This is a genomic window from Vibrio sp. JZG10 (assembly GCF_054064075.1).
On the sequence record NZ_JBSUGE010000015.1, the window covers coordinates 133,633 to 145,283 of the forward strand.

Annotated in this window: 9 protein-coding genes; 5 read left to right on the top strand and 4 right to left on the bottom strand. The window is 45.6% G+C overall.

Going from position 1 to position 11,651, the window contains the following annotated elements:
• The first annotated feature begins 109 nt into the window (after nt 1-109).
• From thiI to rlmM, 5 genes are all read left to right on the top strand, one after another.
• The gene (gene thiI, locus ACWYVB_RS17175; protein WP_457529533.1) at nt 110-1,558 is read left to right on the top strand and encodes a tRNA uracil 4-sulfurtransferase ThiI; all 1,449 of its coding nucleotides are present in this window, start codon (nt 110-112) and stop codon (nt 1,556-1,558) included.
• A gap of 510 nt (nt 1,559-2,068) precedes the next feature.
• Complete coding sequence (locus tag ACWYVB_RS17180; RefSeq protein WP_005391378.1) at nt 2,069-2,989, top strand: transcriptional regulator GcvA; 921 nt, start codon at nt 2,069-2,071, stop codon at nt 2,987-2,989.
• Nucleotides 2,970-3,593: an alpha/beta fold hydrolase gene (locus tag ACWYVB_RS17185; RefSeq protein WP_104971354.1), complete on the top strand. Its 624-nt coding sequence runs from the start codon at nt 2,970-2,972 to the stop codon at nt 3,591-3,593. Before ACWYVB_RS17180 ends, ACWYVB_RS17185 begins: the two co-directional genes overlap by 20 nt.
• Nucleotides 3,583-3,981, top strand: a complete 399-nt coding sequence (locus ACWYVB_RS17190; RefSeq protein WP_005391376.1) for a DUF423 domain-containing protein — start codon at nt 3,583-3,585, stop codon at nt 3,979-3,981. Before ACWYVB_RS17185 ends, ACWYVB_RS17190 begins: the two co-directional genes overlap by 11 nt.
• Nucleotides 3,978-5,069, top strand: coding sequence for a 23S rRNA (cytidine(2498)-2'-O)-methyltransferase RlmM (rlmM, locus tag ACWYVB_RS17195; RefSeq protein ID WP_005391375.1), 1,092 nt, complete (start codon nt 3,978-3,980; stop codon nt 5,067-5,069). Before ACWYVB_RS17190 ends, rlmM begins: the two co-directional genes overlap by 4 nt.
• Before the next feature lie 108 nt (nt 5,070-5,177).
• Here rlmM and xni read toward each other — a convergent pair whose 3' ends face one another.
• The 4 genes from xni to ACWYVB_RS17215 all read right to left on the bottom strand — a co-directional run bounded on the left by xni (nt 5,178) and on the right by ACWYVB_RS17215 (nt 11,631).
• Entirely contained in the window at nt 5,178-5,960 is a 783-nt protein-coding gene (gene xni / locus ACWYVB_RS17200) for a flap endonuclease Xni (RefSeq protein WP_005391374.1), read from the bottom strand.
• 57 nt (nt 5,961-6,017) lie between these two features.
• The gene (ppnN, locus tag ACWYVB_RS17205; RefSeq protein WP_248381777.1) at nt 6,018-7,394 is read right to left on the bottom strand and encodes a nucleotide 5'-monophosphate nucleosidase PpnN; all 1,377 of its coding nucleotides are present in this window, start codon (nt 7,392-7,394) and stop codon (nt 6,018-6,020) included.
• Between the two features lie 290 nt (nt 7,395-7,684).
• Nucleotides 7,685-9,250 carry a GGDEF domain-containing protein gene (locus ACWYVB_RS17210; protein ID WP_006743207.1) on the bottom strand — a complete coding sequence of 522 codons (1,566 nt, stop codon included), beginning with the start codon at nt 9,248-9,250 and terminating at the stop codon, nt 7,685-7,687.
• A 98-nt stretch (nt 9,251-9,348) separates the two neighbouring features.
• Nucleotides 9,349-11,631: a tetratricopeptide repeat protein gene (locus ACWYVB_RS17215; protein WP_134647928.1), complete on the bottom strand. Its 2,283-nt coding sequence runs from the start codon at nt 11,629-11,631 to the stop codon at nt 9,349-9,351.
• Nucleotides 11,632-11,651 lie beyond the last annotated feature (20 nt).

Here is an 11,651-nt window from a genome sequence, read left to right on the forward strand (position 1 = left end):
AGTGAGCTCAGACTACTTTTTGTGACTGAAACGCGGTTTTACTGCGTATGAAGCATTGAAGTTGAGTGTCACTCTTTGTTGATTGCGAAACTAACCTGCGAATTAGACTATGAAATTTATTGTAAAGCCCCATCCAGAAATTTTTGTAAAAAGTGAATCTGTGCGTAAGCGCTTCACAAAGATTTTAGAGTGCAACATTCGTAACATCATTAAGAGCCGCACGGAATCTGTCGCGGTATTCAACCGTCGTGATCACATTGAAGTGACCTCTGAGAGTAACGAATTCCACGCTGAAGTTCTTGAGGTTTTGACTCATACACCAGGCATTCACCACGTACTGGAAGTGAAGCAGACCGAATTTAAAGACTTGCACGATATCTTCGAACAAGTACTGGAGCTAAATCGCTCTGCACTCGAAAATAAAACCTTTGTTGTACGTGCGAAGCGTCGCGGTAAGCACGACTTTACCTCTATCGAACTAGAGCGTTATGTCGGCGGTGGTTTAAACCAAGCGATTGAGAGCGCAAGAGTTAAGCTGCAAAACCCAGACGTGACGATCAAGGTGGAAGTCTCGAACGATAAGCTAAACCAAGTGCTGGCTCGTCATAAAGGTTTAGGCGGCTTCCCACTGGGCACGCAAGAAGACGTGTTGAGCTTGATCTCTGGTGGTTTTGACTCTGGTGTTTCTAGCTACCTTCATATCAAGCGTGGCTCAAAAGTACATTACTGCTTCTTTAACTTAGGTGGTCCAGCACACGAAATCGGCGTTAAGCAGGTTTCTCACTACCTATGGAACAAATACGGTTCTTCTGCAAAAGTACGTTTCATTTCAGTTGATTTCGAACCTGTGGTTGCGGAAATCCTAGAGAAAGTCGATGACGGCCAAATGGGCGTGATCTTGAAGCGTATGTTTATGCGTGCAGCAGGCATGATCGCCCAGAAGATGAAGATCGAAGCATTGGTAACAGGTGAAGCGCTAGGTCAAGTATCGAGCCAAACGTTAACCAATCTACGCCACATCGATAACGTAACAGACACGCTGATTCTGCGTCCGCTTATCAACTGGGATAAAGAAGACATTATCAATCTAGCACGTGAAATCGGCACAGAAGATTTCGCGAAGACAATGCCAGAATACTGTGGTGTTATCTCTAAGAAGCCAACCGTGAAAGCGGTGAAAGGCAAGCTAGAAGCTGAAGAAGAGAAATTCGACTTTAGTATCCTTGAGCAAGTGGTTCAAGAAGCTCGCATGATGGACATTCGTGATATCGCGAAAGAGTCTGAGCAAGCCGCACCAGAAGTAGAGCAAGTTCAAGCGGTAGAAGAGCACGCGGTTGTGCTAGATATTCGTAGTCCTGAAGAGGAAGACGATAACCCACTTGAAATCGAAGGTGTGGATGTGAAACATATCCCTTTCTACAAGCTGGGTACACAGTTTGGTGACTTAGACCAGTCTAAGACATACCTACTTTACTGTGACCGCGGTGTGATGAGCCGTCTGCAAGCGCTTTACTTGCAAGAGCAAGGCTTCAGCAACGTAAAAGTTTACCGTCCATAGCTGACTGTTAAAATACGTTAAAAGGCGCAAATTGAGACATCAATTTGCGCCTTTTTTGTTTTTGATCGCGTTACAGACAACCATTACTTAGCATAATGTTGAGGCTTATCGCAAAGCCATACACTTTGTGTTGATATAACGATAATTAATCCGAAAGAAGAGTAATAAAGTGATATTGCTGCCAGATATGCGGATGAGATTTTTGATAGATAAAAAAACACCGCCTAATTTAGGCGGTGTAACAAATTTGACAGACAGGTCAAAAATAAATACAGGAAGTATATGTTTTGTCACAGGGAGTGTGGACAAAACATTATGGTAGAAATCTACCTAACTCGAAATACGAGTTTGCAAACACAACATCGCAACAACGAAGCCAATTGATTTCCAAAGAAATCAAGCCGTTCAGGCCCGTGTTGCGGGGTGAAATATAGAATTTATCTGGCTGTTCGACAACGGACATTTTATAATGTTTCAGATTAAAAAAACTAATCCTATTAGAGGTCCCATATGTCTCGCAGATTGCCTCCATTAAATTCGCTTCGAGTCTTCGAAGCGGCTGCTCGTCATCTCAGTTTTACACGAGCAGCAGAAGAGTTATTTGTTACTCAAGCCGCGGTCAGTCACCAGATTAAAGCGCTTGAAGAGTTCTTATCATTGAAGCTCTTCCGTCGACGTAATCGTTCTTTGTTGTTAACAGAAGAAGGCCAAAGTTACTTTCTCGATATCAAAGATATTTTCACCTCGATTGCGGAAGCGACAGATAAGGTGTTGGAACGTAGCGAAAAAGGGGCATTGACGATTAGCCTACCGCCGAGTTTTGCTATCCAATGGCTTGTACCTCGTTTGGCCGATTTTAATGCTCAAGAGCCCGATATCGATGTTCGTATTAAAGCCGTAGATATGGATGAAGGCTCACTGACTGATGATGTTGATGTGGCGATCTACTATGGCCGTGGGAACTGGCCAGGTTTGCGAGCAGATAAATTGTACCAAGAGTTTTTGATCCCACTTTGTTCACCTTCATTACTTTTGGGTAACAAACCATTAGAATCTTTAAGTGACCTCAAATTACACACTTTGTTACATGATACTTCGCGTAAAGACTGGAAGCAGTTTGCGCGTCATTACAACATCGAAGGTATCAATGTAAACCACGGTCCTATTTTCAGTCACTCGACGATGGTGCTACAGGCTGCTGCGCATGGTCAGGGGGTTGCGCTTGGTAACAACGTACTCGCCAAGCCAGAAATGGAAGCTGGACGACTCATCGCGCCATTCGACGAGGTGTTGATCTCTAAGAATGCATTCTACGTGGTGTGTCATGAACAGCAGGCAGATATGGGCCGAATCGCAACGTTTAGAGACTGGATGTTAGCGACCGCGAGAAAAGAGCAAGAGGAAGTACTAGATGAGCCAATGGATAGTTGAGGGACCTGAAAGCGGTCCTCTATTTATCTTTGCCCATGGCGCTGGAGCGGGGATGGAACATGATTTCATGACCGCCGTTGCCAAAGGATTAGTTGAGCAAGGAATTCGCGTGGTGCGATTTAACTTCCCGTATATGATTAAGCGAGCGGAAGATGGGAAAAAGCGCCCACCAGATCGTGCGCCAAAACTGTTGGAAGCCTATGAAGAAGTGATTGCTCACTTTACCTCTCAACCTATTGTCATTGGTGGCAAGTCAATGGGTGGTCGCATGTCGAGTTTACTGGCTGAAAATGAGCTGGTGGCGGGCATTGCCTGTTTAGGGTTTCCATTTCACCCACCGGGAAAACCAGAGAAATACAAAGGCGAGCACTTAGCAACTATTGAGAAACCTACGCTGATTCTACAAGGGGAGCGAGACACCTTTGGTAAGCGTGAGGAGTTCGATGACTTTGTCCTTTCATCGCAAGTTAAGGTGAGTTTTTTACCCGATGGTGACCACAGCTTTAAACCGCGCAAGAGCTCAGGCCATACCGAGGCGGGTAACATCGAGCTCGCGGTAGAGCAGTTAGCGGCGTTTATCAAAGGGGTGTACCGTGAAAAGTAAGTGGTTACTCTCATTTTCTGGTCTGTCTGGGCTGGTTTCTGTCGCTCTAGGTGCCTTTGCTGCACATGGGCTAAAAGCTCAGCTGGCTCCGTATTTGCTTGGCGTATTTGAGACCGGAGTGTTGTACCAATTTATTCACACGCTGGCGATTGTGTTTTGTGCGGTTTTATTGCTATTGAATTTGGGACAAAAAGCACAAAAATATTTTTTCATTGCAGCGATTTGCTTTATCATCGGCATCTTTTGTTTTAGCGGCAGTCTTTACGCACTGGCGCTGACAGGCATTAAGTGGTTTGGCCCGATTACTCCAATGGGAGGATTGCTGTTCATGATTGGTTGGTGTCTGTTCTTTTTTGCTGCGTTCAATATCAAAGAGGTCTCCAAGTGAAACAACTAATGCTCTATTGCCGTTCTGGCTTTGAGAAAGAGTGTGCTGGTGAAATTCAGGACAAAGCGACACAGTTGGAAGTGTATGGCTTCCCTCGTGTGAAGAGAAACTCAGGTTATGTTGTCTTCGAGTGTTACCAAGATGGAGATGCGGACAAACTTGCGAGAGGTTTGGACTTTAAGTCGTTAATCTTCGCTCGCCAAATGTTTGCGGTAGCGGCTGAGTTTCAATCGCTGCCAAGTGATGACCGCATTAGCCCAATTTTGAATGAGCTAGCAGACATTGAAGCGTTTCCTCGCTGTGGGGATTTGAGAATTGAAACTCCGGATACGAATGAAGCGAAAGAGCTACTGAAATTCTGCCGTAAATTTACTGTCCCAATGCGTCAAGCGTTGCGCGGTAAAGGTTTAATGTTGAACAAAGACAACGCGAAGAAGCCAGTACTGCACATTTGTTTTGTGGAGCCCGGCCACTGTTATGTCGGTTATTCTTACACAGACAATAACTCTCAGTTCTTCATGGGTATTCCTCGCCTTAAGTTCCCAGCAGACGCCCCAAGTCGTTCAACGCTTAAACTGGAAGAAGCATTTCACGTCTTTATTCCACGTGAAGAGTGGGATGAGCGTTTGGCTCCAGGAATGTGGGGGGTCGATTTAGGCGCATGTCCAGGCGGTTGGACGTACCAATTGGTGAAGCGCTCGATGTTCGTTCACTGTGTCGATAACGGCATGATGGCAGACAGCTTGATGGAAACCGGCCAGATCAAGCATCATATGGTGGATGGTTTTAAATTCGAACCAGACCGTAAGAACGTAACATGGATTGTTTGTGACATGGTAGAAAAGCCAGCTCGTGTTGCTCACCTTATGGGCCAGTGGCTGTTAAAAGGTTGGGCGAAAGAGGCAATCTTTAACCTTAAGCTGCCAATGAAAGGCCGCTATGACGAGGTGCTGCAAGACCTTGAAAACCTGAAGCAGTTCCTGATTGATAATAAGGTAAAGTTCAGACTACAAGCTAAGCATTTGTATCATGATCGTGAAGAAATCACGATTCATATCCAGTGTCTATCGAACATTTCGCCGTACTAATTCTATCTCCTAGTCATTTGGGGATAGTCCCGAGAATAGAAAAAAGCGCCTTCAAATGGCGCTTTTTTATTGTCTGAGAGCTTTATGGTTTGAAACCATCATCAGACACTATTCCGCTTTATTTGGTCCTGTAAAGCGAATGTCCTGTAAGTTAAAGCCGAGTTCAATGTCGCACTTTAAAGCCGCGACGCGTTTACATAAGCGTGCAGACTCAATGTGCTCGTCTAATTTTTTACGGTATTTCGGTGCGAGGTCTTCACTGGCGTAGGCTGCTTCAATATTCTCAAACTGAGTAAGAATCTCTTTCGCCGCTTTTGGTCCAATGCCCGGAACCCCCGGCACTTGGCTAGAGCTGATCCCCGTTAACCCCCAATAATCGGCCAGTTGGCTCGGTTTTACGCCGAACTCTTTTTCGATAAACGGTTCATCTAACCAACGATGTTGGAAGTAATCACGGATCTGTAGGGTAGGAGAAAGCAGCTGACAGTAGCCTTTATCCGTAGAAACGATGGTGACTTTTTCACCATGACTGGCCACTTTCGTCGCGAGAGTAGCAACCAAGTCGTCCGCTTCATCGCCTTCAGAAAGCAATGAATCAATACCTTGTTCCCACCATGCTTGCTGAATCGCATCTAGACCTTGCATCAGTGGTTCCGGCATTGGTTTTCGATTTTGCTTATAGTCTGGGAGAATCTCAGCTCGCCATCCTCTGTCTTGTTCATGGTGATCGAAAACCGCGATGATGTGTGTCGGGTTGGCTTCTGACAGAATGCGAGTGAGGGTTCTTTGTGTCGTGGTGATGGTTCTTGCTATGTCGGTTGGATCCGGTTGTGCAGAGTGCACACGGCGGATCAGGTTTAGGGCATCAATAATAACAAGATGAATAGACATAATGACTTAGCAATAAAAAGGGGCGTAATGCCCCTAGTGTAACGAATGCTAGCCTGACTATCGACCATCAATTTCTGGGTGAGCGATGCGATAACACGGTTCGTAGTCTGAACCGCCAGGTAATTTCATTCGGTGTTGTTCGACAAAGTCTTGTAGTAACTTATCGAGCTTTTTCATTAGCACAGGATCACCGTGAATGGTGAAAGGGCCTCGACGTTCAATTTCTCGAATGCCTTCGGCTTTGACGTTACCAGCCACGATACCTGAGAAGGCTTGACGCAGGTTGGCCGCTAAGACTTGAGGTTCTTGATCTAAGCTTAAGTCCAATTGCTCCATCGACTCATGAGTTGGATCGAATGGTAACTGGAAGTTAGGCTCGATTTTTAATGACCAGTTAAAGCTATAAGCATCGCCTTTTTCTTTTCGGTGAAGGCGTACAGAGTCCATGGAGCGCTTCATGATACGTGCCACTTCTGCCGGATCGTCAATGACGATCTCGTAATGCTTTTGACCTTCTTCGCCAAGTGTATCGCGAACAAACTCGTCGATAGAGCGGAAGTACTCTTCACTCTCTTTTGGTCCAGTTAACACGATAGGCATTGGCTGATCGGCGTTGTCTGGATGCATCATAATGCCAAGAATATACAGCAACTCTTCTGCAGTACCCGGACCACCAGGGAAAATCACAATGCCATGCGCCATACGTACAAAGGCTTCCAAACGCTTTTCGATGTCTGGCATGATAACCAGCTCATTCACGATTGGGTTTGGTGGCTCGGCTGCAATAATCGAAGGTTCGGTTAAACCAAGATAACGTTGCTGAGTATAACGCTGCTTCGCATGTCCGATAGCGGCACCTTTCATTGGCCCTTCCATCGCACCAGGGCCACAACCCGTGCAGATATTAAGTTCACGCAAGCCAAGCTCGTTACCGACTTCACGTGTGTATTGATATTCCACGCCATTGATAGAGTGACCGCCCCAACATACGACGAGGTTTGGCTCGATACCTGGTGTGAGTGCTCTGGCATTACGCAGAATACCGAACACGAGGTTAGTGATGTGAATTGGGTTCGTCAGGTTGAGTCGTTGTGCGTCTGCTAAATGCATATTGACATAAACGATATCGCGTAACACGGAGAACAGATGCTCTTGGATACCTTTAATTATCTCGCCATCGACAAAGGCGTGCTCAGGTGGGTTAGTCAGCTCAAGCTTAATACCACGCTCGCGGCGCACTACGTTGACATCAAACGACTGGTGTTTATCGAGCAGCTCTTTCGAGTTATCGGTATGACTGCCGGAGTTCAACACCGCTAACGTGCAGTTGCGGTACAGTTGATAAAGTTCACTCGAGGCCGTGTTTTTTAAGCGCTCTACTTCTAATTGAGATAGCAAGTCCATGCTACCAGCGGGGCTTATATGGGTAATCATAACGCCTCCTTGTGTTGCATTATTTTGAGGGAAAGTACCAACTCACCTTTTTGGGTTATACGTATGGTTTGATGAAAGGCAGTTGGCCGATTTGGTTTTATGGTTATTGACTCCCAAGCAACCTCAAGATGGTACATTCGCGTTCTGTAAATGCATCATCTTGAAGTGACTTGGGTTTTTACAGCTTAGCAGACTGAAAGGGAAGAAATGTGATAACTCGTTGAAAATGGGTGCTTATAAAGCGTAAATTGCGCCAATTCTGGTTTGTTTGTTCGATTTTTGTACTAAATCTAGCTCCAGTTAAGCTGATTTGTTCCACGCTTTTTAGCGTCCGCAAGCATCTTGCCGAGTCGATCGAGTACATACTCTGGTGTATCGGACTCTTTAAAAGAGGTCGACACAGCCGCTAGGGTGATCATGATATTTTGCTCACGGAACTTAAATGGTAATTGGCTAATATCACGCTGGATATGTTTAATGAGATCCAGTGTGTATTCTTCAGATTGTTCTGGAACGAGTAAAATAAACTCTTCACCACCAAAGCGAGCTACCGTCTCAGTTTCTGATACGCGTTTATTAATGGTGCGAGCGATGATCTTCAACGCTTTGTCACCAGCCGTATAGCCATAGCTGTCATTCACCGCTTTGAAGTTATCAACGTCAAACAACACTACACGCAGGTTCTGTTGAGAGCGAATCCAACGGCGATACTCTAGCTCTAGTCGATCATTAAATGCGGTGCGGTTATAGACTTTAGTCAGAGGGTCTAGCAACATGCGCTGAGCTTGGTCATCTAAGCGTCGACGATGATCTTGGGTGGTTTCAAACACGGCTTCGAGCTGGTTCTTACTGTAATTCAAACGCTCTTGCAGCGCTTGTTCTCGTTCTTCCGTCATTTTAAGTCGCTCTGTCAGCGACGCCATTTTCGCAAGTAACGGGGCGACTTCTTTTTTTACATCCGCTAGATCTTGAGCTTGGTCGAGCGATAGTTGACTCAATTCAACCAGACTGTTCATTTCTGTGTTGAGCTCTTGGCGGTGCTCAAAGTAGGTATGATGTTGGTCGACGTTCTGATGAACGGTTTTTAGGTTACTTGCGAGAGAAGTGTTCAGCTGATCAAGGAATTGGCTAGACGCTTCGCGCTCGAATTTTGTTGCTTCGACAACCAATTTCAGCGTTGAGAGCGTAAGCTCAATGAGAGATTCTGCACTCACGCCAAGAAGCAGCTTAGCCCGAATATCGAGCAATCGATCTCCCGTTTCTCCCTCAAAATCCAGCTCGGTGATGGTATGTTGTAGATCGCTGGCTAAGCACTCAAGTTGAGACTTATCAGGATTATTCTCAAACTCACTGAGATGCAAACGCGAGTTGGAAGTGATGATTTTCAGAGCGCGTTCGTAAATGCTCAGTAGCTTAGTGGCTTGATCGGCTTTATTGCTGGCATGAGCTTCTGAGAAACTCATTAAGTTCCGTAGTTCACGTTTTAACTGCGCAGGTAAACCTGTGACACGTTGGAGTGTTTCACCACTGTGTTTGATTTGTTCGTCTAGGTAGCCGTTCTGTTTGTCCATCGTCTTCGACTGCTGTTTGAGCATTCTCTCTAATACCGCTAAACGTGGGATAAGAGTACTGATATCTTTTTGATGTTGCAGCTCTTGTTGGATTTCAAACAGGTAATTGGATACCTGGGTATTCGAACCCTGGCAAGCTGAAGACAATGATGCCACAACGCGTTTAAGAACTTGTTGTTCACGTTTGAATTTGAGTGAAGTATCACGATGTGTCAGTCTGAGTTGGTCAAGTTGACAACTCAGCTGATGAAGCTGCGACTGAATATCGGATTCCAAGATTCCCATGAAGTGACTACGGTTAAGTCCATGTACTACTGACAATTATCCGATAATAACAAAAAACGTTATAGCGTCATTAGTTATTATGTCTAACAGGCGTTTAATTATCCATTTTTTAATATTTTCTTGATGTCGTCCTCATTCTTGTAGGACGAATGGATCTTAATCAGGCCTTGGCTAATGGCATGCTGACAGGCAGTTCTTATGTTACCCGTTGCAAAGCTTGCGGCGGGTGCGTTATCGATGGCTTTCAAGAAAACCCAGTGGCTTTGCTTATCCTTCAAGCTGACTTCTCGCGCAATGTGAGTCGCAAGCAGCAACAGATCGAGTAATTCCTCGTCGTTAATTGCAGTGTAGGCTCGTGGTAAGAACGGATAATCGCTGATACCCATGCGAATAATGCGGTTGACGTTGTGCTGCTGAGCGAACTCATCCACCCAAGTCTGGAATTTCTCGAACATGACTTCGGCAGAAGCATCACGGTCAGCGTTCGGCTCGATATAGAGTAGGTTTGCATCTGAGAAATGGTAAAGACGCGACGGTTTTTCTATTTTTTCCGCAAGGAAGTCACCAAATGCACGTTCTAGTTCTAGACCAGCCTTATAGCCGTTATGGACGTACATGCTTCGTAGGAATGGCAAGTCGATCATGACAAAGCGCAGGCGATCGTTAAGTGGCTCGTGGATCAATTCGCCCATTTGCCATTGCTCGAAAGTTTCGCTCGACTTTTTCAATGAGCGAGACAGCTTCACGTTCAGCATACGCAAGTTACGTAAACGGGAACGAGAGTGAGTGAAGAGATCATTACGCAGTTTTTCGATTTCACTTGCTTGGCGCTGCATGATCACGCCGCGGCGCATAATGAACAAAAACATCACCAACACAGTAATAAACAATGCGAATGAGATTTTCTGGAATTTGCGGTGTTCCCTTTCCACTTGCTCAAGGCGTTCCGATTGGCCGATATAGTGGATGGTTTGTTCAGCAAACTCTTTTTGTTGGCGGAATGCATCCTCACTGATTTGGTTGAGCTGTTTTTGCTCTAAACGCACAAGGTTGGTGTATTTCTTATAAGCCTGCAGAGAAAGTTGGTATTCGCCTGCCTGCTCGTAACCAAGCCCGAGTAAGCGGTAAGACTGCTGCTTAATGAAGTTGTTATTTTCTGGTGACTTTTCAGCAAGAGCTAACGCCAGCTTTGCATTGGTAATGACGTTTTTACTATCGTTTTGATGATAAGCCAGGCCTGACTGAAGCAACGCTGCCTTTGCTTCAAGCTTAGGAATGTCAGTGTATTCTAAAAGCTCTTTAGAACGGTCTAGGTATTGTTCAGCTAGCGCGTAGTTATAGAGTTGTAGATAGGTAGCCGCCAAGCTTAAGCGAATCTTAATGATCCGATTAATGTTCTTACTGGTGCTTTCATGGTCCAGCACGTTGAAGTAGTGCACTAAGGCAAGGTTAAACTTGCCTTGGTAAAAATAAATGTCACCCATTTGCTCAAGGACATCCGCTAGGATGGGAGAGCTAGGGTAGGAGTCATAGAAGTCTGCGGCTTGAGATAAGTATTCGATCGCTTTGTCGTAAACTCGTCGCTCCTGGAAGAGCCTCGCCAACAGGCGATTAACTTTTGCTAACCTTGCGCCACTGTCACTCTCAATAGATTGCCAATAACCGTAAAGCAGTTCCGACAAAGCCAAATTGTATTTCTTGCTATTCAGATAAAACTCGCCGACGGCTGTGTAATAGTCGATCAAGGCTAAGTCAGATCGGCTGTCTTCAAGCATAGTTTTGGCTTGAGAATACAAACTTTCCGCTTTAATCAGATCGCCACTATGTGAAGCGAGGAGCGCTCTTTGCATCACTAATCGATAGCGAACGCTGTCGGTACGTTGCAATACCGCATCAGCTTCATCGAGTTGCTGCTCAATTTGGTCAAGCGTATCTTCCGCTTTTGAATAGTTTTTGTCGTACATCCAAATCATTTGGTTGCGCATCAGCTGGAGATCTAAGTCCATGTACGGCAATTGATATTCTTGCGCTAAGCGCTCGGCTTTGTTTAGGTGTTCGATAGCCGAACGAACGTTACCCATGGCGTAGTCTGCCTGAGCGATAATCTTGTGTGCTTCGATGGTGCTGCTTGGTGTGCGAACGCTACGATCGGTCTCGTCACGAGACATAGCAGAAGGGCTGTCACTCTCTTTGCGTTCCGTTAGCTCACGTTGTGACAAGTAGTTGGTTGCCGCTTGTTTTGCTTGTGATGGCTCTATTTCCGCCAATTGTTGTGCTTCGTTGAGTAACGCGGACGATAAAATGGTCGCGTGAAGCGGCTGTACAAACAGCAAGCAAAGAAAGCCAATCAACTTGAATAGACGCGAACTGTCCCAAAACATCCTTTCGTTCCCTCGAACTG